This window comes from Methylobacter sp., assembly GCF_023227905.1.
Taxonomy (GTDB): domain Bacteria; phylum Pseudomonadota; class Gammaproteobacteria; order Methylococcales; family Methylomonadaceae; genus Methylobacter_A.
In genome coordinates, this window is record NZ_JALOCF010000031.1 from 1 (window position 1) to 25,285 (window position 25,285).

General features: G+C 51.8%; 24 protein-coding genes. 8 read left to right on the forward strand and 16 right to left on the reverse strand.

Annotated elements, in window-relative coordinates; all coding sequences use genetic code 11:
* The 10 genes from M0R47_RS12965 to M0R47_RS13010 form a co-directional block, all read right to left on the reverse strand.
* The coding region (locus M0R47_RS12965) for an aromatic amino acid ammonia-lyase (RefSeq protein ID WP_292555476.1) at positions 1 to 1,071 on the reverse strand (1,071 nt) is incomplete at its 3' end.
* Complete coding sequence (locus tag M0R47_RS12970; RefSeq protein WP_292555479.1) at positions 1,061 to 1,993, reverse strand: hypothetical protein; 933 nt, start codon at positions 1,991 to 1,993, stop codon at positions 1,061 to 1,063. The genes M0R47_RS12965 and M0R47_RS12970, both read right to left, overlap by 11 nt.
* Positions 1,990 to 2,724, reverse strand: coding sequence for a glycosyltransferase family 2 protein (locus M0R47_RS12975; RefSeq protein ID WP_292555482.1), 735 nt, complete (start codon positions 2,722 to 2,724; stop codon positions 1,990 to 1,992). The genes M0R47_RS12970 and M0R47_RS12975 overlap by 4 nt, the downstream gene beginning before the upstream one ends.
* A gap of 239 nt (positions 2,725 to 2,963) precedes the next feature.
* On the reverse strand, positions 2,964 to 4,664 hold the full coding sequence (locus M0R47_RS12980) for an AMP-binding protein (protein ID WP_292555484.1): 1,701 nt from the start codon (positions 4,662 to 4,664) through the stop codon (positions 2,964 to 2,966).
* Positions 4,654 to 5,205, reverse strand: a complete 552-nt coding sequence (locus M0R47_RS12985) for a hypothetical protein (RefSeq protein ID WP_292555486.1) — start codon at positions 5,203 to 5,205, stop codon at positions 4,654 to 4,656. Before M0R47_RS12985 ends, M0R47_RS12980 begins: the two co-directional genes overlap by 11 nt.
* A gap of 152 nt (positions 5,206 to 5,357) precedes the next feature.
* On the reverse strand, positions 5,358 to 5,606 hold the full coding sequence (locus M0R47_RS12990; protein WP_292555593.1) for an acyl carrier protein: 249 nt from the start codon (positions 5,604 to 5,606) through the stop codon (positions 5,358 to 5,360).
* Positions 5,607 to 5,616: 10 nt separating this feature from the next.
* On the reverse strand, positions 5,617 to 5,865 hold the full coding sequence (locus M0R47_RS12995; protein WP_366513218.1) for a phosphopantetheine-binding protein: 249 nt from the start codon (positions 5,863 to 5,865) through the stop codon (positions 5,617 to 5,619).
* Complete coding sequence (locus M0R47_RS13000) at positions 5,834 to 6,649, reverse strand: lysophospholipid acyltransferase family protein (protein ID WP_292555489.1); 816 nt, start codon at positions 6,647 to 6,649, stop codon at positions 5,834 to 5,836. Before M0R47_RS13000 ends, M0R47_RS12995 begins: the two co-directional genes overlap by 32 nt.
* A complete protein-coding gene (locus M0R47_RS13005) occupies positions 6,634 to 7,365 on the reverse strand; it encodes a beta-ketoacyl synthase chain length factor (RefSeq protein WP_292555491.1) in 732 nt (243 codons plus the stop codon). Before M0R47_RS13005 ends, M0R47_RS13000 begins: the two co-directional genes overlap by 16 nt.
* Positions 7,366 to 7,489: 124 nt before the next feature.
* Positions 7,490 to 8,308 carry a TOBE domain-containing protein gene (locus M0R47_RS13010; RefSeq protein ID WP_292555494.1) on the reverse strand — a complete coding sequence of 273 codons (819 nt, stop codon included), beginning with the start codon at positions 8,306 to 8,308 and terminating at the stop codon, positions 7,490 to 7,492.
* Between the two features lie 574 nt (positions 8,309 to 8,882).
* Between M0R47_RS13010 and M0R47_RS13015 the strand changes: the two genes are divergently transcribed.
* A complete protein-coding gene (locus tag M0R47_RS13015) occupies positions 8,883 to 10,406 on the forward strand; it encodes an alginate export family protein (RefSeq protein ID WP_292555597.1) in 1,524 nt (507 codons plus the stop codon).
* Between the two features lie 144 nt (positions 10,407 to 10,550).
* Positions 10,551 to 11,315, forward strand: coding sequence for a molybdate ABC transporter substrate-binding protein (gene modA / locus M0R47_RS13020; RefSeq protein WP_292555496.1), 765 nt, complete (start codon positions 10,551 to 10,553; stop codon positions 11,313 to 11,315).
* A gap of 26 nt (positions 11,316 to 11,341) precedes the next feature.
* Here the strand turns inward: modA and M0R47_RS13025 are convergent, their stop codons facing one another.
* Entirely contained in the window at positions 11,342 to 11,524 is a 183-nt protein-coding gene (locus tag M0R47_RS13025; RefSeq protein ID WP_292555498.1) for a hypothetical protein, read from the reverse strand.
* 133 nt (positions 11,525 to 11,657) lie between these two features.
* On the opposite strand from M0R47_RS13025, the gene modB reads away from it, so the two are divergent.
* The 5 genes from modB to M0R47_RS13050 all read left to right on the forward strand — a co-directional run bounded on the left by modB (position 11,658) and on the right by M0R47_RS13050 (position 17,376).
* Positions 11,658 to 12,344: a molybdate ABC transporter permease subunit gene (gene modB, locus M0R47_RS13030; protein WP_292555599.1), complete on the forward strand. Its 687-nt coding sequence runs from the start codon at positions 11,658 to 11,660 to the stop codon at positions 12,342 to 12,344.
* A gap of 359 nt (positions 12,345 to 12,703) precedes the next feature.
* The gene (gene modC, locus M0R47_RS13035) at positions 12,704 to 13,780 is read left to right on the forward strand and encodes a molybdenum ABC transporter ATP-binding protein (protein ID WP_292555500.1); all 1,077 of its coding nucleotides are present in this window, start codon (positions 12,704 to 12,706) and stop codon (positions 13,778 to 13,780) included.
* A 14-nt stretch (positions 13,781 to 13,794) separates the two neighbouring features.
* Positions 13,795 to 14,223, forward strand: coding sequence for a TOBE domain-containing protein (locus M0R47_RS13040; RefSeq protein ID WP_292555503.1), 429 nt, complete (start codon positions 13,795 to 13,797; stop codon positions 14,221 to 14,223).
* A 255-nt stretch (positions 14,224 to 14,478) separates the two neighbouring features.
* Positions 14,479 to 15,162 (forward strand): MEDS domain-containing protein, encoded by a 684-nt coding sequence (locus tag M0R47_RS13045; RefSeq protein ID WP_292555506.1) that lies wholly within the window; start codon positions 14,479 to 14,481, stop codon positions 15,160 to 15,162.
* A 48-nt stretch (positions 15,163 to 15,210) separates the two neighbouring features.
* Positions 15,211 to 17,376, forward strand: coding sequence for an ATP-binding protein (locus M0R47_RS13050; RefSeq protein WP_292555509.1), 2,166 nt, complete (start codon positions 15,211 to 15,213; stop codon positions 17,374 to 17,376).
* Positions 17,377 to 17,381: 5 nt separating this feature from the next.
* Here the strand turns inward: M0R47_RS13050 and trxC are convergent, their stop codons facing one another.
* Positions 17,382 to 17,813 carry a thioredoxin TrxC gene (gene trxC, locus M0R47_RS13055; RefSeq protein WP_292555513.1) on the reverse strand — a complete coding sequence of 144 codons (432 nt, stop codon included), beginning with the start codon at positions 17,811 to 17,813 and terminating at the stop codon, positions 17,382 to 17,384.
* Between the two features lie 84 nt (positions 17,814 to 17,897).
* Positions 17,898 to 18,392 (reverse strand): alpha/beta hydrolase, encoded by a 495-nt coding sequence (locus M0R47_RS13060; protein ID WP_292555516.1) that lies wholly within the window; start codon positions 18,390 to 18,392, stop codon positions 17,898 to 17,900.
* A 79-nt stretch (positions 18,393 to 18,471) separates the two neighbouring features.
* Between M0R47_RS13060 and M0R47_RS13065 the strand changes: the two genes are divergently transcribed.
* The gene (locus tag M0R47_RS13065; protein WP_292555519.1) at positions 18,472 to 19,479 is read left to right on the forward strand and encodes a hydrolase; all 1,008 of its coding nucleotides are present in this window, start codon (positions 18,472 to 18,474) and stop codon (positions 19,477 to 19,479) included.
* Positions 19,480 to 19,593: 114 nt separating this feature from the next.
* Here the strand turns inward: M0R47_RS13065 and M0R47_RS13070 are convergent, their stop codons facing one another.
* The 3 genes from M0R47_RS13070 to treZ all read right to left on the reverse strand — a co-directional run bounded on the left by M0R47_RS13070 (position 19,594) and on the right by treZ (position 24,266).
* Entirely contained in the window at positions 19,594 to 20,103 is a 510-nt protein-coding gene (locus M0R47_RS13070) for a hypothetical protein (protein ID WP_292555522.1), read from the reverse strand.
* 163 nt (positions 20,104 to 20,266) lie between these two features.
* The gene (locus tag M0R47_RS13075) at positions 20,267 to 22,330 is read right to left on the reverse strand and encodes an amylo-alpha-1,6-glucosidase (protein ID WP_292555524.1); all 2,064 of its coding nucleotides are present in this window, start codon (positions 22,328 to 22,330) and stop codon (positions 20,267 to 20,269) included.
* On the reverse strand, positions 22,320 to 24,266 hold the full coding sequence (gene treZ / locus M0R47_RS13080; protein ID WP_292555527.1) for a malto-oligosyltrehalose trehalohydrolase: 1,947 nt from the start codon (positions 24,264 to 24,266) through the stop codon (positions 22,320 to 22,322). Before treZ ends, M0R47_RS13075 begins: the two co-directional genes overlap by 11 nt.
* Positions 24,267 to 25,285: the final 1,019 nt, after the last annotated feature.

The following is a 25,285-nucleotide window of genomic DNA, read 5'->3' on the forward strand; positions in this document are numbered from 1 at the left end:
CCTATCCATTAAATCGGCCAGATTGGCGACGGCGGTTTTGAGCGAGTCCATCGCAAAGGCGATATGGCCGCCGTAAAAATGGCCGCCATGCAGGACGCGTTCGCGTTCGGCATCGATGATCGGGTTGTCGTTGGCGCTGTTTAATTCATTTTCGATAAACTGCCGCAGCCAGGGCAAGGAATCTTCCAGCACGCCGATGATATGCGGCGCACACCGCAATGAATACCGATCCTGCAAGCGGGTATCGTGGCGCGGCGCGCTGTGCTTCAACTGCAAATCCTCACGTATCCGCTCGGCGACGCGGTTTTGGCCGGGATGCGGCTTGACCGAAAACAGCTGCTCGTCAAAGTGGTAGGCGTTGCCGTTCAAGGCGACCGAAGCCAGGCTGGTGATGCGCGTAGCCAAGCGGGACAAATATTCGGCGCGTTGGTAGGCCAAGCAGGCGATGCCGGTCATGGCCGCCGTGCCGTTCATAATCGCCAGGCCTTCCTTGGGTTTTAAGGTCAGCGCTTCGATGTTGAGCCCGGCAAAAACCGTTTGCGTGGATTGACGCTGACCCTGATAAAGCACGTCCCGTTCGCCGGCAAGCACAGCAGCAACATAGGACAGCGGCGTCAAATCGCCGCTGGCACCGACCGAACCTTCCTGCGGGATCATCGGCAAAATGTCCAGCTTTAATAACTTCGTCAGCTGTTGCAACAACTTGTAGCGAACGCCCGAGTAACCGCGCGCCAGACTGGTCAGGCGCGCGGCCAGTATGGCCCGGGTTTGCTGGGCATCAAAATGGTTGCCCAATCCGCAGCCGTGAAAGGTATAGAGCTGCTTGGGCAATTGTTCGACCAGATTCAGCGGTATCGAGACTGTGCAGGACTCGCCGTAACCGGTGGTTACGCCGTAGACAAAGCCTTCTTCCTTTAACAAGGTATCGATAAACCGGGCGCCTTTGTTAATGCGCTCAATAAATTTCGGCTGCCTGCCCAATTCAACCTGCGCTTGTTGGTTGGCTATTTGGCAAACCGCTTCAATCGTCAACGGCTTACCATCAAAAACCACGGTATTTTTACTCTTCATGCACTCGCCAAAAATCGAAAAAGTTAAACCATTGTAACGGTTCCATTAAGCAGTAATGCTCCAATCGCCGGGCATAACGCTGTATTGTTTGCTGCATGGCCTGCTCGCGGGTTTTCCTGGGAAACGTCAAGCTGTCACTGAAATGGTCAAAATAGATCACCTGCCTGCCCTGTTGTTTCAGGCAAAACAGCGTGTAAACCGGGCATTTAAGCAGCGAGGCCAGGATAAACGGGCCTTGCGGAAACGAAGCGTCGGCGCCCATGAAGCTGGCCCGGCAAACGCGCGGATTATGGCCGACCGACGTTCTGTCCGCGGTAATAATGACCAACTCGCCGTTGTCGATTTTATCGCTCAACAGCATGGCCGTGGCGGCGCTGATGTCGGTCACCTGGATCAGGTTTAAGCCGCTGTTCTGGTTGGTTTGCCTGAGCAGGCGGTTGAATTTTTCGGCATGCTTGGTGTGTACCAGCACGTTAATGCGCGCCGTCTCGTCCAGATCGGCAATCACCCGGCAGACTTCAAGATTGCCCAGATGCGAGCCCAGCAGGATTGCGCCCCTTCCGGTCTTGACATGAGCCAGCACGCTGTCGCGCCCTCGATAGTCGACTTCCGCAAGCGACAATGCGCCGGACCAGGCCGCCAGTTTGTCGATAATGGCGTTGGCGAAACTGATGAAGTGCCGGTAACTGTCCCGGAGGCTACCGCTTAAATTCGATGACGGCGAAAGCTTCGCAACGCGCTTTAGATAGGCCTGACTGGCCTCCCTGCCCGGCTTGTTCGCCAGCCAGTAATAACTCACCACCGGATATAAAAACCACTGCAACACGGTACGCCCGAGCAGCAGATAAACGCGCAACAAAAAACGCATGCCCCAGACCATGCTCCACTCACCCATATCCGCCCAATGCGACGTTTTCTTCATGGCCTTTGCCTGCTAAGCAGTTGCGGAATACGCATCAGCATGCCGAAAAACAGTTTGGCATGGGTTTTCGAGATCATCAGGTTGTCCCGCCATAACTTAAAATGCGACACGCCGTCATAAGGATAATTCACCCCGGTCGGTATGTTGACGACATCAGCGCCCTGCCAGTACAGGCGCACCAGGATGTCGATATCAAAATCCATGCCTCTGGCTATGGCTGTGCCAGCGGATAACTTCTCGACCGCGGCCAACGGGTACAAGCGAAAACCGCACATGCTGTCTGCAATCGCAAGCGACAAGGTGTTGATCCATACCCACAGATTGGCAATGATTCGGCCGTAAACCCGGCTTTTGGGCGCAGTCTTATCAAACAGAGGCTGGCCCAAAATCAGCGCTTCAGGATGGTGTTTTCCAGCCTCAAGAAACGCGGGAATGTCATTAACGCCATGCTGTCCGTCGGCATCGATCTGGATTGCGTGGCTAAATCCCAAGGCTTGTGCTGCCTTAAAACCGTCCAGTACGGCAGCGCCTTTGCCGCCGTTTTCTGGTCGGTTGATTAAGATAAGCCAATCCGGTTCGCGCTCGGCGCAGTCAGCCAAAATCCGTGAACACAACATTGAACTTCCGTCGTTGATCAGAAAAGTCGGGATTGCGAAGCTTTTTAACCTGGCAAGCACATGGGGAATTGCGGCTTCGTGGTTGTAAACCGGGATGACGATGCAGGGTTTCATTGACTATGAAACCCCAAAAGCAATGTTCACCACGAAGAACACAGACGACTGCATGGATGCAGGAGGTACGACTCCACGGATGGAGGAGGTAGAGCAATGCACGGAGCAATTGCCGAGAGCACCAACAGTAGGCGCTTTAGGCGACGCAGGAGCAGTTGCCGAGAACACGAAGTTTTTAACACATTTCTCTTCGTGTCCTTCGTGCTCTTCGTGGTTATTCATTCTTATGTTGAGTACTTTCATTGGCTTTTACCTTCATAAACCATGCGCCCTGAACTGTATGCGCCGCGCTCCGAGCTGAAATTGAAGTACAGCTTATCGGTTGCCGCTTTCCACTCGATAGCGAGCGTTAATTCAGCGCCGGGCTGGATGACTTTCATAAATTTAATGACTTCCATATGCGAAAACGGTCTATCGATAGCAAAAAACAGCTTGCTGAAATGCTCCACCCAAGCCAGTTGCACTACTCCCGGCAAGACCGGATAGTCGGCAAAATGATCCGGAAAATACAGCAAATTTTCGGGCACTCTAAGACCCAGCCGGACATGGTCGGGAGCCATTTCAAGACTGAGTGTTTGCGGCAATTTTCGATTATCAAAATCCAACAGTGTTTTTAACAGTTGCTGGTCGATTTTACCCTGAGCCGTTAGCGGCATCGTGTTGACAAACAGCCATTTTCTCGGCAACACCACTGGCTCAAACCATGGCTTGAGCGTTATGCGCAGTTGCCTGATCAGCCAGTTTCTGCCCTGGATCGCCAACAGCTCAAAACCCTGTTGGTTTAGCATCACAACCGCTACGACGACATCCCGGCTTCTGGCTATCACCAGCGCGAGGGCTTCATCGACCCACGGTTCGGTCATCAAGCGTTGTTCCAGTTCGGTCAAGGACAGGCGTTTTTCTTCGATCTTGACGATGCGATCCGAACGCCCATGCAGCGTAAAGCGGCCATCAACCAATAAGGTGATTTGATCGTCCAGTTGGAAAGCCCCTGCCCCGGTTTGCAAATAAGGTGAATACAGCAACCACTTTCCGTCAACGCAGCTTAAGCGCATGCCCGTAAATAATGTCCAAGCCTGTTCCTGCTGCCGCCAGGCAATGCCGCCGGTCTCGGAGCTGCCATAGACTTCAATCACCGCCTGCGCGCCGCTGCTTAAAATCTGTTGAGCCGCGCTCTCCGGCAACGCGCCGCCGGAGCTAAAAATCGTTTTTAAAGCGCTAATGCCGTCCCACGGCGACTGCTGATCCAAACGCTTTAAATGCGCAGGGCTGGCGATCCAGTAAGCAGGTTTCTGATGAACCGCATTAACCAGCGTTTCAGGATTGATATAAGCCTGGCTATGAAAACGCCGCCCTGCCGACAACGGCCATAACACGCGAAACAGCAAGCCATAGATATGCTGGTGGCTGACTGTCGCCAACGCCTCGGCATTGCCGAGTTGCTCGCCCCAGCGCTGTTCCAACGTGGCGATTTCAAGCTGAAACTGATTCAGGCATTTGGCTATCGGCTTGGCCTGACCCGTCGAACCGGAGGTAAAAATGACCAGTTGGTTGTCCAAGGGGTTTAGCGGCGATAAAGACCTGCCGGAACACGCCGGCGCATCCAGGTTGTAATCGAAACACTCGCCTTTCTGCCAATCGCCGAGCAACTGACAGTCTAGCGATAACTGCCGTGCTGTGCCGGGGCAATTATTGCCGGGTATCCAGATTTGTTTACCGGCATGCAATAACGCAAACAGCAGCACTGCAAACGGATAGGCGTCTTCAGTGTATAAGGCGTAATGCTGAAATGGCTGCGCTTGCAGCTTGTCGACCCAGTATTTAACCGCGCTCGCAAACTGCCCCGCCGAATAGTGCTGCCCGGCATGATAGGCGACAGGCGTATCAGTCGGCCTGGCATCCATTAAACAGTGCGACAGCGGCAGCAGCTTATCGGACATGCTTTTGGGTTCTCATCCTGACCAGATATTCGGCGGCAAATAATACGCCCATCAGCACGTAGGCGATCAGGCCATTGTATAAACTCCAGACTTCCAGGCTGCACCAAAAGGCCGTTACCCAGGCCAGAACGCCGTTAATAATAAAAAAACCGCACCAGACTTGCGTCACCCGGCGGGTATAAATAACGCCTTCCGGCGGCAAATCGGGGTGCTGTATGCGCGCCAGACGCTCGACCAAACTGGGCGGCGAAAACAGGCTCCAGCCGAAAATCAGCAGCATCAAGCCATTGACCAGAATCGGGTAAACCAGCAATGTGCCGAATTGATTGCTCCACATCGCAAACAGGCAATAGCCGATGCCGGCAACCAATAACGGCGTGCTCCAGTGCTTAACGGAATAGCTGGCTGCCAGTCTGACCAGCAATAATACAATCAATAGCGCGGCTATTTTCCAGGGCTCAAAATAATCTTTGCCGAAAAAAACCGCCAGCGGGTATAACAAGGTTGATAAACCCATCACGCCGTTTATGAACAAGCGCATATTTATCTCGCTCCCACGCGCTGCGTCCAGTGTTTGTAAGGCTGGTATTGATGCACTTTTACGGCTCGCGGCGCAGCGCGCCTTACACGGCATTCCCACGCAGCGCGTGGGAACGAGAAGAAACGGAGAACATAAACCAAGCAACCGGCAGATCAGTCATTAAGCATCTTATAAACGGCTTCGACCACATCGCCAATGGTACGGGCGGTTTTAAAATCTTCCGCTTTGATCGCTTTGCCGGTCATTTCCTTAAGCCTGACTATCATGTCTACCGCGTCGATACTGTCGAAATCCAGGTCTTCGTACAGCTTCGCTTCCAGCGTAATAGCCTGCTCATCCATTTCGAACATTTCGACCATAATCTCTCTGATGGCCGCCAGGATTTCTTCGCGCTCTTTTATCATAAGCACCTCAACCGCGCGCAGATTGAATGTAATCGGCCAACGTTGAAACCGAGGCAAAAATCTTCACCACGTCTTCTTTTTCGGCATCGATTTTTACATTGTATTTCTTGCGGATCGCCAAGCCCAATTCCAGGGCATCAATGGAATCCAGTCCCAAACCGTCGTTAAACAACGGTGCCTGACTGTCTATATCCGCCACGCTGATATCTTCCAGATCCAGCGTATCAATAATGAGTTGTTTTAATTCGTTTTCCATCGTGCTTATAAAGCTCTCTCTGTTGGGTAAAATAATCTTGCTGATAGTGTGTAAAGCGACGTACGGCTACCGATTTTGGGCTGATATCATTAAATTGATCGAGCGCAATATCGTCGCCAACGTGCATGGTCAGATGAAAGCGGCGCTCGGGAATTTGATACCAGCGCTCGGCTTTGGTTAAGGTGCTCGGATTGCAGGTCAGCGTCACCGGGGTCACTATGGCATTCGCCTGCAAAGCAATGGCCGCCGCGCCGCGTTGAAAGTGATACGGTTTGCCCGGCATCGACCGCGTCCCTTCCGGAAAAATAATCATCGATCCGCCTGAGCGCAGCCAGGCAACGCACTCGGCTATCATCTGCTCAGGGTCGCCGTTGCTGATGTATCCGGCATTGAGTATCGGGCCGCGCATGAACGGGTTATGCCACAGCCGGGCTTTGACAATACAACTGGCCTGTTCGATTCGGCTGATCAAAAACACAATATCGACCAGCGTCGGATGGTTGGCGATGATCAACTGGCCGGGACGGTTAAGTTTGTCCAGGCCGGTGATGTCGTAAGTCATCACCCCAAGTCTGTGCATCAAACCAATAAAGACATAAAAACTGTAATGCACCGTTTTTTGGCCGCGGCTGACTTTTTGCCGCGGATTGCCGGGCCACAAAGACAGTACCGGAAATACCAATAGCCACAGCAATATACCGCCGAAACCAAAACTAAAAAAACTTAATCCTGTTGCCAGAAGGCGCCAGCCATAGCTTAATTTTGCTGTTATTTTTTGTGCCATTCCCAGCTATGTCTATGATTGCCCAGTGCCAACGTTTTTCTGTCGGCAACAAGAAACTTGATAAAAGAGAATATCTGCAACGCGTGCTCTCCGTCGTCGCGGTGCGCAGATGATCTGTTAAATTGCAACGCCAAACCGCTCCCGGTTAAAGAAATTTTCAAAGCTAATGCACAAATGGCGGGAGCGTTGAGCGCAAACGGTAACGACGGATAAAAATCCGATAACGGTTCATCATACAAAACCAGCAGCACCTCGTCGGCATGGCGTTCCTGCAAAAGCCCCAGTGCTTCAATAAATGCCGGGGCAATACCGTCCTGGCCCGGCGCAATCACGGTAATTTCCTGATGACAGCCATAGGCCATGGAAAACAATCCCGATATGGCGTTATGCACTGACAGGCTAAAGGCTGTCGGCGAAACATCCTCACCTTTCTGCATGCTTGTAAGCATTTCCAAGGACTTGTTCACTTCGCCATGGGCAGAGCTGAAAATAATCGGCAATGGCTTATCACTATCGATGCAACCGTCCGCGGCATAAAAAACCGCTCTGGCTAACGGGCTTAATCTGCGCTGAAGTGTCTTGGGCACCTTAACAGGTATGGCCGTTTTTTCCGATTGGACAAAGGTCTGATGGTCGAGCCACTTTTGCCAGTCCTCATAATTATTCAATCCCGGCGCCCAGGCATTCCAGCCTCGGACTACAAATTCAGCAGTCATTATATCAATCCGGCTGATCGTTTACACTTGGCGGACAATAAAAAATCAGAAGCCGTTGAATTCATAAGATAAAGGAATTTTTGCAAGTTTAAGGATGGAGTTTATTGAAGATGAATGAAAACTGTCAAAGTAGCGGCATAACGCCCAGCACCGGAGCGTTACTTTTAAATATTGCCCATACTTTCATACCGGGCACAAGCGTCAGGCTTTGAGCGCTTTCCGATGTAATCAAGGCGACCAGCGTTTCGCCGCCGGGCAATAAGACGATCACCTCCGCGTTCACCTCGTCCTGTTGAACGCGAATCACGCTACAGGACAAGCGATTGCATGCCGCATAGCGATTTGGATCGGAATCCATTGATAGCGTTATGTCGGCACTATTGATTAACAATACCGCATCGGCACCGATCTGCAAACCAAGATTACTGAGCGAGGCCTGAGTAATGTTGGTAATGACCTGTTCGCCGCCTTTCAATTTCACGGCAACCTCCGCATTCACCATATCGGCATGAATCTCGGTAATGCTGCCAAAAATCTGGTTGCGAGCGCTGGTTTTCACCACCAATTGCTGCAACAGCAAGACCGTATCGGGATCATCGGCCAAGTTACGGTTGAGCTGTTCAAGAAACTGTCGATGTTGTTGCTCCAGGCGAGTGAACAGCGCCAGCAAAGCTCGCCCTGCCTCGGTCAAGCAAGTACCGCCGCCTTTGCTACCGCCGGTAGCGGTGCTGACCAATGTTTTCGGCGCATTGTTATTAGCTCTTTCAATGACTTGCCAAGCGCCTTTATAGCTCAACCCCACCTGTTTGGCGGCTTGGTTGATCGAACCACTCTGGTCTATCGCCCTCAGCAAGACGATCATGCGCCTGTCCAGGCCGGCTAAACGTAATTCTCCATCGACCCATGCTGTTGAAGTGGTGTTACGGTCAGAACTGTCAGTCATACGTGATTATGGATATTGTAGGGATTGAGCTGAGCGTTATTTCCATTTTTCTTTATTCACCCAACTACATAACGAATTAAAATGAACTCGCTCTCATCCAGAATAAAAGCGCCTAAATCCGACAAACATCAATATGCTGGGTAATGTTCACGATTATAGGCCATTCATAACTATTGATGATAAACATACCTGAATATAAATTTCAAAGCCGGAGTGCGGGCCTTGCCCGCATGAACCTAAAAACGGCAGTTGTCCACGAAAACCAAAAACAGACGCCTCCAGGCGACAGTTAAATATCCGCAATGTCGCCAAGCCTACAAAATCCATCGAAAATGTTCGAAACACGACGTTATTTACCTTTTGACATAACGCTAATAATTTATATAATCGCTACGTGCAATCGCCTAGTCAATAGCTGGCATGGCATTTGCTGTTAAAAAAATAGTCAGTCTTATGTATCTGACTATATAACGAGGCAAACCGGAATCGCTCTTTGCTTTCAGTTATCCCGAATAAGTTCCGTAGCCTCGCTTAAGCGGCGTCGATGCGAACGGCATAATTTTATAGGTCAATGATGATGAAAAAAGCGCTTAGCGACATCACTGCTAGCCATGCACTCAGTCTGCTTGTCGCCGCCAATATTGTTACCGGCATCGCCACTGCTGCCGCGGCGGAAGACAAAAAAACCAGCGCGGCTCCGCCTAAAACCCACACCAGGCCGCCGCTCGCGGCTTTCGAAAGCCAAATGCCCGATGCGCTGTTAGGGGCCGACAAATACGAAAAACCAGTCTGGAATCTGCACGATGCCCTGAACTTGCCGAAATGGCTGTCGCTGTCGGCAGAACAGCGCACGCGCTACGAAACCCTGGACGGCAGTTTCAAAGCGGGCGGCAAAGGCGGCGATCAACAAATTCCGTTGCAAACCGATGTGTTCCTTGAGGCGCGCTTCAATCACCTACGCGCCGGCGCCGAGTTTTTGGATGCCCGGCAGTTCGGCTCCGATAGCGGATCCGGGATCAATAACACCCACGTCGACGAGGCCGATTTTATCCAGGGTTATCTGGCCTGGGCCGATCAGAACGTCGCCTACAGCGGTCTGGGCGCGGAAGTTATCGTCGGTCGTCAATCGCTCAATTTCGGCAGCCGCCGCTTGATTGCCCGGAACGCGATGCGCAACACCATTAATAGTTTCGACGGCGTGCGGCTGCGTTTGCTCGATTATAACAACTGGCAATTCAATGCTTTTGTGACCAAGCCGGTCGGCCGCTATCCGAATAACTCGCAGCAACTGCTCGACGGCTTCCACAGTTTCGACGAACCCGAATACCAAACCTGGTTTTCCGGCGGATTTTTGGAAAGCTATAACATCGCCTGGGGCATTAACGCCGAACTGTATTTGTACCATTTGGACGAAGGCGACCGCAAACGCAACCAGACCGCCAACCGCCGCTATTTTACGCCCGGCATGCGCTTTTACATGAAACCGGCCAAGGGCACATTCGATTTTCAAACCGAAACCATCGGCCAATTCGGCACGGTGCGTTCATCGACCGCCGCCAACAATGGTACGGATTTGGATCACTCCGCCTGGTATCAACACCTGGACGTCGGTTACACCTTCGATATTCCCTGGTCGCCGCGTTTGGCGCTGGAATACGATTACGCCAGCGGCGATCACGATCCCAATGATAAGAAAAACCAGCGTTTCGATACTTTGTATGGCGCGCGGCGCTTCGAGTTCGGTCCGACCGGCATATACGGCGCTTTTGCCCGCAGCAATATCAATACGCCGGGGTTACGGGTTACCGCCGCGCCGCGAAGCGATGTGCAGCTTGGCCTCAGTCACCGGCTCTACTGGCTCGTGGAAGACAAGGATAGTTGGACCTCGGCCAATCTGCGCGATGCCACGGGCAGAACCGATAACTTTATCGGCCAACAACTCGAACTGATGGCGCGCTGGGATGTCAACAGCAGCCTGAATTTCGAAACCGGCTTGGCCCATCTGTTCAAAGACACTTTCGCCAGGGAGACCGCCAATGCGCCGAGTGACAAGGATGACGTCAATTACTTCTATGTGCAAAGCATGTTGCGCTTTTGACGGAACATTGCGTTACGCCCGGAACGATGCGAGTAAGACCTTCCAGGTTTTTAAAACCTGGAAGGTCTATCGTAGCTAATCGGATGACTGACAGGATTTATCAAATCGAAATAGCATCCCACCATTAAATTATTGGAGAATTTTATGTTAGATAATCACTTTTTCCGCTCTCTGTTCGCCGCAGGGCTGCTTTTAATCGCTCCTGCAACCTGGGCCGAAACGGTGCTGGTTGCGGTCGCGGCCAACTTCACCAAGCCGATGGCCGAAATTGCCGCCGCTTTTGAAAAATCCACCGGTCACAGCGCCAGCTTGGCGTTCGGTTCCTCCGGTAAGTTCGTTTCACAATTTGAAAACGGCGGGCCGTTTGAGGTGTTTTTATCAGCCGATGACAAAAGCCCGATCAAGCTTGAGCAAGAGGGCTTGGCGGTGGCCGGCACCCGTTTCACTTACTCGCTGGGCAAATTGGTACTCTGGTCGGCCACGCCGGGTTTAGTCGATGATCAGGGGCAAATCCTGAATAAAGGCGGTTTCAAGCATATCGCGCTGGCCGATCCGAAACTGGCGCCCTACGGCGCGGCGGCGATTGAAGTATTAAAAAAACAGGGCGTGTTCGACAAACTGCAACCGTTGTTCGTACAAGGGGAGAACATCGCGCAAACCCACCAGTTCATCAGCACTGGCAATGCCGAACTGGGTTTTTTAGCGCTGTCGCAAGTGATAGACAACGGCAAGATAGCCGCGGGCTCAGGTTGGATCATTCCTACGGATCGTTATCAGCCGATCCGTCAGGATGCAATACTGATGAAAACCGGCGCCGAAAACCCAGCCGCACCGGCATTGTTGAAATTTTTGAAATCGCCGGAAGCGCTCGCGATTATCAAAAAATACGGTTACGACTTGGCGGAATAGAACTATGTTAAACGCCGCCGATATAGTCACTCTCTCAATAGTTCCCACGCTCCGTCGTGACGCACATTTCGACGCAGGCCGGAATAAGCCGGTCCGCGCCTTAAGCGCAGGACAGGCGTTTCCGGCATTTCTGCGCATCGGGATGCCGGAAACACCCGCTCTTGCAGTCGCCGGGCGGGCTTATTTCGGCCTACATTCTGCGTTCCCATTTATGCCCCAGAGGGTACGCCGGAGCATCGGAACGATAAAACAGGAGTGCAAGCTTTGCTTGCGCTGGCAGGCGAAGCCTGCACTCCAGATTTTTCAGCTGGAAATTTGGCAATCCTCAGGCGGGACATTACCATGCTAACCCCTTCCGATCTCGGCGCATTGTTTTTAACCTTCAAAGTCGCCACCATCGCAACCGTGTTGATGCTGCTGCTCGGCACGCCGCTGGCCTGGTGGCTGGCCCGGACGCGCTCCGCCTGGAAAGGCATTATCAATGCCGTCGTCGCGCTGCCGCTGGTGCTGCCGCCGACTGTCTTGGGCTTTTATTTGCTGGTGCTGATGGGCCCGGCCGGAGCGGTTGGTAAATTCACTACTTGGCTGGGTTTGAGCACATTGCCATTTACTTTTGCCGGCTTGGTGATCGCATCGGTGCTGTATTCATTGCCGTTTGTCGTGCAGCCGTTGCAAGCCTCATTCACGTCTATCGGCGAACAGCCTTTGGAAGCCGCCGCGACTTTGCGCGCGAGTCCGTTGGATACTTTTTTTAGCGTGGTCATGCCGCTGGCGAAGCCCGGTTTTTTGACCGCGGCTATTTTAGGCTTTGCGCATACGGTCGGCGAATTCGGCGTGGTGCTGATGGTCGGCGGCAATATTCCGGACAAAACCCGCGTGGTGTCGGTGCAAATCTATAACCATGTCGAAGCGCTGGAATACGCCGAAGCGCACTGGCTGGCCGGTGGCTTGCTGTTGTTCTCATTCAGCGTGCTGCTGGTGCTGTACACCGCGCTGAAAACACAGCCCGTCGCGCATCCGCTTAAATGATTTTTTTTGTCAATTTATAGCCACGGATCAATACGGATAAGACGAAAGACGAAAGGCGAAAAAAAGAGCGTCGGACACACTGCCGCCCTTCGCCCTCAATGCCGTTGACTTAAGAGTACGAGCTCCTTCTCCCTGAGGGAGAAGGTTGGGATGAGGGGGATAAAATAAGCTTTTTTCCTTATTTTGCTTTCCCCTCGGCAACTGCTCCCTGCGTTGCTCTACCTCCTGCATCCTTGCAGTCGTCACCCAACCCTCTCCCTCTGGAGAGGGCTTTGTACCGCTTAAGTCAACAGTATTACCCTTTGTCTTGTGCCTTGCACCAATCTGTAGCTGAATAATTAATATGTAGATAACCCAAAATGACAACAATCCAAGCCCGCTTCCAACTCGACTACGGCGACTTTAAACTGGACGTCGATTTAAAACTGCCCGGCACCGGCATTACCGTATTGTTCGGCCACTCCGGCTCAGGCAAAACCACGCTGCTGCGCTGCATCGCCGGGCTGCAACATGCGCCGCAAGGTTTACTGACAATCAACGGCCATATCTGGCAGGACAGCGAACGCAATATCTTTTTATCCACCCATCAACGATCGCTCGGCTATGTGTTTCAGGAAGCCAACCTGTTTCCGCATTTGACGGTGCGGGACAACCTGAATTACGGCCTGAAACGGATCAAACAAAACTCGGGCGCGGTCAAGCTGAAGCAAACTATTGAATTGCTCGGCATCGGCCACTTGATGGAGCGTATGCCCGGCCACTTGTCCGGCGGCGAACGGCAACGGGTCGCCATCGCTCGATCCTTGGCGCTTAATCCCGAAGTCCTGCTGATGGACGAACCGCTGGCATCGCTGGATTTCAAGCGCAAACAGGAAATTCTGCCGTTTTTAAGCCGATTGCATCAGCAACTGGACATTCCGGTGCTGTATGTCACCCACTCCCAGCAGGAGGTCACTCAGCTGGCCGACACGCTGGTGATTATGGAAGACGGCCGGGCGCTGGCATCGGGGCCGCTGTCGGAAACGCAAAGCCGTCTCGACGTGCCGCTGGCGCAAGACCGGGAGGCCGCCACGGTTTGGCAAGCGACGGTCGCCGAACATGAACCCGACTACCATCTGACTCGCGTCGATTTTGCCGGAGGCTCGCTGAGCCTGCCGGCGGTCGATGCCCCGGCCGGTGCGCCATTGCGGGTACAGATTTACGCCCGTGATGTCAGCATCGCCCTTCAAGCCCCAACCGCCACCAGCATTCTGAATGTGCTGCCCGCAACCGTCACCGGCATTGCCGATGGCCGCGACAGCCAGAGCATTGTAAGGTTGCAAGTCGGCGGTCAGGCGCTGCTGGCGCACATCACCCGCAAATCGGCAATGATGCTGGGTTTGCAAATCGGCATGGCGGTTTATGCGCAGATCAAGGGTACATCGATATTAAATTAATCCAGGAGTTCATCATGAAAGCAAGCGCACGCAATCAATTTATCGGTACCGTCAGCAAGGTGCTTATCGGCGCGGTCAATGCCGAAGTCCATGTCGGCTTGAAAGGCGGGGAAACCATCGTCGCTTCGATTACCAAGGAATCTGTCGAAACGTTGGGCATCAAGAACGGCATTGAGGTCATCGCCCTAGTCAAGGCTCCGCAAATCATCATCGTCACCGATTTCGGCGGCTACCGGCTGTCGGCGCGCAACCAGTTGCAAGGCACGGTCACCGAGGTAAAACCGGGCACGGTCAACGCCGAAGTCGATATCGAGTTAAAAGGCGGCGAGCAGGTTGCCGCGACCGTCACCAACGACAGCGTCGATGCGTTGGGCCTGAGCGAAGGCCAGCCTGCTACGGCGGTGTTTAAAGCCGGCGCGGTGATGCTGGCGGTTGCGGATTAAACTACCCCGCCAGACTCAGGCTCTCAGGGGCCTCGACGGCGTATAGCGGCGAAGGAACCACAGGTAACCTCGCTTTTGCAGCTTACTATAAAAAAGCTTGGATCAAGTTTCCGCTATTTAAAAAATAGCGATATACAAAAAATTCAAAATTGCTACAATCGGATTTTTGGAATTTTGGCACAGGCACTCCGGCATGGGTGTCAATAGCATTAAAAATCTACCAATAGATCCATCTAATTACCTGTATTTTTGAATATGTCCTTTAAAAACGAACAAATATCAAATTCATGGTCCTGCGAGGGTGATTCTGTGTGTCAGGTTAATCATCAGGTTGCATTTGATTTCGCCGAGCGGAGTTTCCCAGCCGGGATGCACATCTGCCATTTGTACACTAATGAGAACGAGCGGCAGAGCACAACTGCTAAATTTTTGCGAAGCGGGCTGTTAGCCAGCGAAAAGGTTGGCTACTTTGCCGATGTCATGCCTCCGATGAATGGCATGGATAGCTATCTCTCCCAACTGGGAATTATTCCCTCCTGCCAAGCTAAGCCAGAGCAGCTGGTTCTGACCCAGGCAGAGGCCGCTTATTGCCCCGACGGCACTTTCATCCCGGAACGCATGCTTGACTATTTGCGCTCCTTTTATAATCGAGCCCAGAGTGAGCGCTTTGCGGGAGCACGCATGACAGGAGATACTAATTGGATATCCAAAAGCATACCCGGTGTTGAACGCTGGATCGAATACGAAGCGATGATTAACAGTCTGATGGAAGAGGTTCCTATCCACGGTGTTATGTGCCAATATGACGTCAGCAAATTGGATGGTGCCATGCTTTTCGATGTGCTGAGCGTTCATCCGATGATGATTGTGGCCGGTCAAATTGTACATAATCCTTATTTTTCAATGCCTGATAAACCAACAGCTTTTTTACAAGAATAATCATGCCGGTTATGCCAATATCCTTTAGCACATATTTGTTAATCTCTGATGGCCGCTCAGTGTAAAGCCGAAGTTCTAGGCAAATTATTTGTTATCCCCGGAACCTTGTGTGCTCTTCCTGATCATCAGACTATTGTCGATTTTGTGAGTACAGCGATCAACCAGACAGTGCCCGGCATTGCTTCGGTATCTTTCTGTTTGGAAGGCGCTATCAGCGCAACCTCTCCAGATCCTCACTCCGATTGCTCGGACTGCACCGCCAGGCGGGACGGGTCGTCCGACGCTTCCGGCCCCAGCGCGCTGAATCAAGCCAACTCATACCGCTTACCGCTACGCACGGCATCAAAGCTATACGGCTTTCTAAGCTACTCGGTTCTGAGCTCTGAGGAGTTTTTGCCTTACGAGCCCTATATCGCGAATCTTGCCAATATCGTTGCAACGGAACTGGAGAGGCGCTTGTTAGAACTGACAAGACGGACCGTCCAGGATCAACTTCATCAGGTGTTGCAGGAACTCGAATCCGAGGTCGCCGAACGTACGGCCGAGTTAGCTCGGCGCAATGCCGAGCTTCAGCAAGAAATCCAGTTCCGCACAAGCCTGGAAAAAGCGTTCCGGCTCAGCGAGGAGCGTTACCGATCCTTGACCATTGCCACTACCCAGATCGTATGGATCACCAACCCGTCCGGTGAAATCGTCGAGGATATACCCAGTTGGCGCGCGTTCACAGGGCAATCCAAGGAGGCGATGAAAGACCTTGGATGGAGTAATGCCGTGCATCCCGAAGATCGCCTGAACGCTATGACGCATTGGCAGCGGGCCGTGACGGCCGGCTCTATCTATGAAACAGAATACCGCCTGCATCGGCATGATGGGAAATATCGCCATATCGTTGCTCGCGGGGTACCGGTATTGGAAGCGGATGGAACGGTCCGGGAATGGGTAGGCACCTGTACGGACATTACCGAGCGCAAGCGGGCGGAAGAAGCGCTTCAGAAATCTCATGAAGAGCTGGAAAGTCATGTACGGGAAAGGACTTCGGAGCTGGCGCATACTAACCAGGCATTAAGCAAAGAGATTGCCGAAAGAAAACGCATGGAATTGGCGCTACGCGAAAACGATCGCCATAAGGACGAATTTTTGGCCATGCTCGCCCACGAACTGCGCAATCCGCTCGCCCCCATTCTCCATGCCCTGCACATATTAAAAAAGCATGATTTTTCCGACCCTACGCTGACATGGGGTCATGCTCTGATTGAACGGCAAGTCAATCATACCGCACGTCTGCTTGACGACTTGCTCGATGTAGCGCGCATCATACAGGGCAAGATCCGCTTGAAAATGGAACGTTGCGATTTAACCCGAATTATCACTCACGCCGTAGAAAACTGCCGCCCCCTGATTGAGGCGCGGAAACACCGCCTCGTCCTTTCGGTGCCGGATGAACCAAGATGGCTGGAAGGCGATGCGACACGGCTGGAGCAGATCATTACCAATCTGCTGAACAATGCCGCCAAATATACCGACGAAGGCGGAAAAATCACGCTAAGTGCGATGCGAGCGGGCAATTATGCGCTGGTACGCGTCGAGGATAACGGCGTCGGTATCGCCCCGGACCTGCTGGCGCATGTCTTTGATCTTTTTACCCAGGCCGACCGTTCCCTGGCCCATTCTCAGGGCGGCCTGGGGCTTGGACTGACATTGGTGCGCCAACTGGTCGATAAGCACGACGGCACGGTTACGGCCTCAAGCGCCGGTATCGGCCAAGGCAGTTCGTTTACAATACAACTGCCGCTCTTGCCGGCCGCTCAACCTGCCATCGAGCCCGATCATGCAGTGCCTGATTCCCGGGCCTCCTTATCGCCGACCCTTCGCATCATGGTCGTCGATGACTATGTCGATGCGGCCGAAAGCCTGGCGTTACTGCTGCAAATGGAAGGGCATGAAGTCAGAACTGCCCACTGCGGCCTGCAAGCGCTAGAATTGGCGCAAGTTTTCCAGCCGCAGGTCGCCCTGCTCGACATCGGCCTTCCCGGACTTAACGGCTATGAGGTTGCGAACCGGCTACGTGAGTTACCGGAGACCCAGGGGGCGATGTTGATCGCGCTGACTGGTTACGGGCAGACCGAAGACCGCAACCGGTCACAGGTTGCGGGATTCGACCATCACTTACTCAAGCCGGTAAACTTCCAGATGTTATCGGAGTTGCTTCGCTAGGCCATTCAAATACTGTTGTTGATCCAGCGGACGATATCCGCAGTGCTCATAGCGCCGGACATACGGGCTGTTTCGCGACCGGCTTTGAAGATTACCAGCGTCGGAATGCTACGAATATTAAACTGAGCGGCAATGCCCTGCTCCTGTTCAGTGTTGAGTTTAGCCAGGCGCACCTGCGGTTCAAGCGCAACAGCCGCTTGGGCATAGGCTGGCGCCATCATTTTGCATGGCCCGCACCAGGACGCCCAGAAATCGACAACCACAGGAATGTCATTTCGTGTAATGTGCTGTTGAAAATTCTGACCGGTTAATTCCAGTGGATGTCCGGTAAACACAGCCTCTTTGCATTGGCCGCAACGGGGATGTTGGCTCAAACGCTCGGATGCCATACGGTTTACCGCATCGCAGTGAGGACAAACAATATGCAGTGTACTCATGGGGTGACCTTATTGTTGAAGTTTAGTTATTAAAGATATGAGGCCATTACGCCTAAAACTCAACTTTTAAATCAATCCGTTCGCTTAATCCTGCAAAAACCGGCTGAATTCTTCTGTCAACTGAGGCATTGCGCTTAGCATCCGGTGATCAGTGTCATAGAGGTTCAACCGTATTCGGTGTTTTTGGCAAAACCGCCAGGCATTCTCCGGCGGTACAATATCGTCCTGCCAACCATGGAAGACCCTGATATCTTCAGCCGTTGGCTTAAACTCCGCCTGCCGGTAGCCGGGCAGATAAAACGCAGGCGCCAACAAAAAAAGCCCTTGCGGCTTAATCGATTCCGAGGCCACTGTTGCGACATAAGCGCCCATGCTGGAGCCGATTAATACGACTTTATCGTAGCCGGATAAATCCATTGCCAGCAGTTGTTCGGCCCGTTTATCAGGATCCGAATGCGCTTGATAATCCGGACTTTCAAATAAATAGCCGTGGCGTTTGGCAACCTCGGCAAATTGAAAAGTTTTTTCGCCCCACGGCATGCTGTCTTTGCCATGATTGTAAATAACCAGTTTTTTCATATCGTTAACCGCCAAGATAAATAGATTGTCCATGAATGGTATTACAATCAGCCATTCTTGTTACAAAATTCTATAAACCATGTTTATCAAAAAAACATTCAAGCCCGCCTGGTGGCTAAGCAACAGTCACTTGCAGACTATTTATCCGGCCTTATTAAGAAAAGCGCCTGATCCGCCCGATTATCGCCGCGAACGATTAACAACTCCCGACTACGATTTTATCGACATCGATTACTGCGGAACCGGCAACCAGCCATTGATTATCCTGATACACGGCTTAACCGGCAGCTCCCAATCGGATTATATTAAAGGCTTGCAAAGCGCCTTGCTCAAACAAGGCTTTCGCAGCGCCGCGCTTAATCTCCGCGGCTGTAGCGGCCAATCTAATAACAGGGCGCGCAGTTACCATTCAGGCGAAACAGAAGACATTCATTTTCTCTATCAAACCCTGCGTGAACGAGAACCTGACACACCTTTAGGCGCCGTGGGTTTTTCATTGGGCGGCAATGTACTTTTAAAGTGGCTGGGCGAACAAGGCGATCGGTTGAATCTGTTTGCCGCTGTCGCGGTTTCTGTGCCTTTGTTGTTGGGACTCTGCGCGACAAAACTAGATAACGGCTTTGCAAAATGCTATCGCGGCAGGTTACTGAAAGCGTTAAAAGTCTACATGCGCAATAAATTACAACACCTGGAAAGCATCGGTCAGTCTCAAGAAGCTCTGAAGATCAAGGAATTGGGCGACTTATCGGCGATCAATTCGTTCTGGCAATACGACGATCGAGTCGTTGCCAAATTGCATGGCTTTAACGATGTACACGACTATTACCGGCGTTCCAGTTCCAGGCAATATCTCAAATCCATCTCGGTGCCCACGCTGGTGATTCAAGCGGTTGACGATCCTTTTATGACCAAAGAAGTGCTACCCGGCCTGGATGAAATATCGCCCCATGTGCATTTGGAGTTGACTCAACGCGGCGGTCATGTCGGCTTCGTATCGGGATCAATCCCTTTTAAACCGAAGTATTGGCTGGAACAACGGATACCGGAGTTTTTGCGGAATGCTTTGTGGTCTGCTAAAGCTTCGTAATAAATAGATGGATTTAACTTGGGTAGGGTACGCAGTGCGTACCTTTATCGAGAGTGGGGAGATGATTAGAAATAGTACGCACTGCGTACCCTACCCTATTTCAAAAAAAACCAGTTATCGCTTGTCGACAGCTTCCAGGCAAGCGATCATCGTATGGCGGGTTATAAAAAAAGTCATCGCAATCGGGTAAAGCGTGTAATGCCGGGTAATTAGCAAACTAACCAGCACAAACGCCACAATCATACTGATGTTAAAGCGGTTGTTTTTTTCCAGATAACGCAAGTTCCGGATGGATTCCTGATCGAAATCCTCACTCCGGTTAATCAGGGTAAGCGTCACGATCGACGTTAACATTGCGTAATATATAGGAAAGAAAAAGAACATGGGCGCATCGTCGTCGAACTGCGGCGCCCAATAGGCATACCAGACAAATAGGCAGCTGGTCGCAAAGCCGTCGTGCCAGATAACAGCGGGAACTTTTTTTAGGTAACCTGCCAGCAGACTGATAGCCAGCACTGCCAGACTGACCCCCAAAGCCACGGGAGTGGCGAGTAACTGTAAAAGCTCGCTTTGCTTCTGCACCAGGGCCGCCAACAACAGGCTGCAAAGAATAAATCCGATCATGATTAAATATCGCGTAGTTTTCTCAGACTATAACACCGCGGGCGAAGGAACAGAAGCTTCCAACGCCCGTTAAGGAACAATATGAATGCAGAGGGTATGTTGTATAGCGCCAACCGTCTTGTACGAACTTGTTTGCAACAACAGATATAAGCGGCTCTTTTACTTAATCACTATTAAGGGCTTCAGCCAGATTTACCCAAGCACGAATGATCTCCGCTACGCTCCATGCCTGAGCGATGCAGCCACGCGGAGTAAACGAGCCTTCAGCGTCAAAAATTTCGCTTATGGAACCGATACAGGCTTCATGCAACTGTCTCTCTAATAACTGATCAATATAGTCGCGCGCATCTTTGCGCTGCTCGGGATGAACGCGTAACCAGGCATCCACGTAAGGACCCAGCAGCCAAGGCCAAACCGTGCCTTGGTGATAAGCCGCATCGCGGGTGCGAAGATCGCCATGGTAATCGGGTTTATAATCGGGATGATCCGAGGACAGCGTTCGCAGGCCGACAGGCGTCAACAGGCGATCCCTAACCTGCTGAAGCACGGGTTGCCAATGCTGCCGATCCAATACCGGATGGGGTAACGATAGGGAGAATAACTGATTGGGCCGGCACGCCGGATCGTCTTTGCCATTTTCGCCGTCGACGATATCGTACAGATAGCCTGTCTGTGCATTCCAGAACCGTTGATTAAAACTAAGCCGGGCGGCATCGGCGAGCTTTGTAATTTCGCTTGCGCCTGAGAGTTGGTCATCCTCCTTCATCCATTTTTCCATAACGCGCAGTGCGTTGTACCACAAGGCATTGATCTCAACCGCTTTGCCGCGACGCGGCGTTACCACCCAATCGTCTAACCGGGCATCCATCCAGGTCAGCGCATAACGCGGATCGCCCTGGACAAGCAGACTATCGGAAGGATCACAGTAAATACCGAAGCGAGTGCCCTGAATGTGGTGATCAATGATGTCCAACAGCTTGTGCAGCAGTTCCTTGAATATGTCCTTATCTCCGGTAATCTCGATATAACGGTCCAGCGCATGAAAAAACCACAGCGTGGCGTCGGCCGTGTAATACACGCCCTCGCTCTCACCTTCCGGAAACATATTGGGAATGAGACCGTCCCGTAGATGATAGGCAAAAGTACGCAAAATATGTCCCGCCTCGACATGTCGGCCAGCTAATAAGGTTAAGCCTTCCAGGCTGATCATCGTGTCCCGTCCCCAATCGGTAAACCAGTGGTAACCGGCAATGACGGTGCGCACATCGCCGCCGGATGCACGGATCCGCGTCGTTTCGACAACCCGCTTGGTCGGCGCGACAATAAACTGATCGGCGGCCAACACTAACTGCTGAGCCAGGCCTTGCTGCAATTGTGGAGCGGCTATGGCCAATAAACGTTGACGCCGCTCCATTTCAGCCTTAAATACCTCTTGAGGAGACAATGCCAGGATGCTGTCCCAGTTTTCAGCAGAGGCGATAAAAGTCACATCCTTGCCTTGAATAAGATCCACGCGAAAATAGCCCGGACTCCACAGGTCGCCCTGGGCGCCGTAGCCTCTTTGCTGCTCTATACGGTAGAGAATATCGGTAAAGCGTTTGGGTTCAATCGTAAATGCCGAGCCACCGCCATCCATGTACAGGCGCAAAGGCGGAATCGAAACCCCATGAATTTCCAGCCGTCCAATAGATGAGGCTTGAAGGTCATAACAATCTGCGGGCAGCCCTTGGTCCAAAGCGGCATTATGGGGACGGAAATGAACGGCTACACGAATCTTAAGCCGCACCGGCCCCGCCCCTGAAAGCAATCGATACCCTATATGAACCGTATTGCTCATGTAGGGCATCAGTATCCATTTTTCAATGACATGGCCTGCCAGTTCATAACGCCACACCGGCATTCCGCAGTCCAAACGAAATTCGCGCAGGCTGGACATGCCATACAGTTCCATATCCTTGCTCGCCCATTCGATGCCGCCAATTTTTTGGATGCTGCCGTCAGGAAGCCGAACCAACTCACTCAGCTGGTTAAGCATCACGTAGCGCCCCAAAGGATCAGGATGCGCAACGGTTAAAAAACTGTGGAAACGACGAGTCGGCACACCCGCGATCGTCCCGGTCGCATAGCTGCCAAGACCATTGGTGACTAACCATTCGTTTTTTATTAACGTTTCCTGTTCAGTTGGGTCACCAGTCCATTGGGTTCGGATAACAATATCATTGTTCATGATTAACGGTACCTTTTGGTGGGTTAACAGGATTTAGCACAACGGCAGATTCGCCCTGGATATACCAGTTGCCTTTTGTAGGCCAGGGCGGCATGCCTAAACCGCCATATTGAGGATCTTCGCTGGACCATACGGTATCCCAAACACAATCTTCAGGCGGAGCCAATAGCGGCTCCGGAGCCGGAACCAGATGAAGATCCCGGCTCAGGTTAACCACCAAAAGACGGTCATCCCCCGGATTTTCCCCGAAAAAACGCATCACCAGCGCATCCGGACTTAACACGGCGCCATCAATGCGATTGCTTTGTTGGCTAGACTGAAACACAGGATCATCACGGCGCAGGCGTAATAAATCGCGGTGTAAGGCATATTCTTCTTTATGCAGGTTGCGGTCGTTCAAATTCAGTTTTGAATGGGTAAAGGTTAGCGGATCGCCGGGGTCCGGCATCCGGGCCTGCATTTCGGGTGTTGCCAGAGAGCGAAATTGGGCCAGAAAATCAGAGCGCCCTCGCGCCACCAGATAGGCAATTTCCTCGTTATGATCGGCAAAATAAAAGAACGGACTGGTGGCTGCAAACTCCTGGCCTTGAAACAGCATCGGCGTCTGCGGAGCCAATAAGAACAGCGCGGTCAAGGCGCGATAGCGGTTAGGACTGGTCAATAAGTGGACACGTTTGCCGCTGCCGGAATTGGCCAATTGATCGTGATTTTGGATGAAGTTGACATACTTGGCCGGGGCTATATCCAGCGCCAGGGTTCCACGGGGTTTGTTTTGCCAAGAGTACCATTGACCTTGATATAAAAACCCCCGCTTCAGTGTCGATACAAATTCCTGGGCGGTACCCCGGTAATCGCTGTAATAGGCATCTGCCCGCCCTGTCATTGCTACCATTGCGGTATGGTGGAAATCGTCGTTCCACAAGGCATCTATGCCGTAGCCTCCGCGTTCGTGAGGCAAAAACAATTTAGTATCCTGCGGCTCATTCTCGCCGACAATCAGGACTTTGCGCGGAGCCCCTGCGCTACGCGCAGCCTGTACCACGGCGGCAATAATATGTTCAGGCGAGCTGTCGAAAATCTGCTGGGTTGCATCAATACGCAGGCCGTCAAGGTGAAACTCTTTAATCCAATACGCGGCGTTGGCGAGCACATAATCCCGCACCCCATCAGAGTTCGGCCCGTCGAAATTCAGGGCATCGCCCCACTCGCACTCATAGTGGCTTGAAAAGTAATCGTTTGAGAATTTCCCCAGATAATTGCCATCCGGACCGAAATGATTGAACACTACATCCAGAATAACACCAAGCCCCACGGTATGAGCCTGGTTAACGAATTGGCGGAATTCGTCCGGAGTCCCGTAAAGCCGTGTCGGCGCAAACAAATTGACGCCGTCATAACCCCAGCCGAACCGTCCCGGAAAATCGGCCACCGGCATGATCTCCAGAACAGTCACGCCCAACTTGGCCAGTTCAGGCAGTTCTTTGGTTGCTTCGACCCAATTGCCTTCATGGGTAAAGGTGCCGATATGCATCTCATAGATAACCTGCCCCTGGAGTTCAATTCCCAGCCAGGCAGCGTCCGTCCAGTCAAAGGTTGAAGCGTCGATCACTTGCGATGGCCCGTGCGGGCCTTGGGGTTGAAAACGCGAGGCGGGATCCGGATAGGATTGCGGATCATCATCCAGCAGATAGCGATATAACGTCCCTACGCCAACATCCGGCAAAAGCGCCGAAAAATAGCCGTTTCCTTCGGCTTGCAGTTCAACTTCAATTGATGGGGGAACACGGGCAAGATCTTCATTCCTGGAACTCATGACCAGCCTTACTGTTTTTCTTTCAGGCGCCCAAACACGAAAATGCATACCTTTTTCAAGCCGCTCTACCCCAACCGGAAACCGACGGACATTGACTGAATCGATAGTTATCTGCTCGCTCATGATCATTGTCCCAAGTTAGTTACTAAAAGTTCAAAATCAAAATATCGCTACTTCGATTTTCACTACAGCTCAGAAACTCAAAAGCCAATCAACTTGCTGATAAACAAATAAAGCTTGGTCCTAAAGTAACATAATGTTAACCGGCTTTAAATTATATTAACCTTAAATAAAGTACACATGAAATACGCATTCATACCGGCCGCCTGACGGTTTGTCCCTGGACAAAAAAGGCGTATCGCGCAACAAGGTTTTGGCAGATTCAGGGAAAGCCAAGTCCGAAAACACATAGCATCACCACAAATTTATCGATTATGCCGATACCCTTGGTAACCGGTTTAAAGCTTGGCGTTGCGGTAAAAAAGTCAAGTCATGGCGAACATCAACGAGCCATGTCATAAAGCCGTCATCTATGTACGTTAGAGTTAACTATCAAATTAAGACTCATATACCTGAGGTGAATCATGCTGAGACAACTAACACATGACGCTTGGAGCTTGTATTTAACAATCTTAAAACTTAGGCAGTACGCTCCGGACTTTTTAACCAATGGCATGGATAAGCAGTATAAATTAGCAGAACGTGCCTATCGCAGATACGAGCGCCGGAGGGATGCTTGGGAGCGTTCCGGTTTTGCTTGAGTCATTTGCAATGGGTTTGGTACTTTCTGAGCAGGACGCTAGCGAATATTGAAGTCCCCGACACATCAGCATAAGTAACGGCACCTATATCGCACTTGTAAGCCTGCGGCATAGAATATGCTTTCTAAATCGCCAAGTTCGGTTACATAAAGCACAACTTGGCGGCTAAAGCTCAGATACAGCAACAAGCCTGAGCTTTTGCTCGGGAAGAGCAAAATTTTCGTATAACTTTTCAAACTAAAGAACAATTTATGTTGGGCAATTTTAAAATATCACTAGCGTCTTATCTCAAAGCTTTCCGTCAAGCAAAGTTTCCTTCAACAACACCTAGACCGGAAAAGCCAGTCGTGCAGCCCCTGAAAGGATATTATTACTCATCCC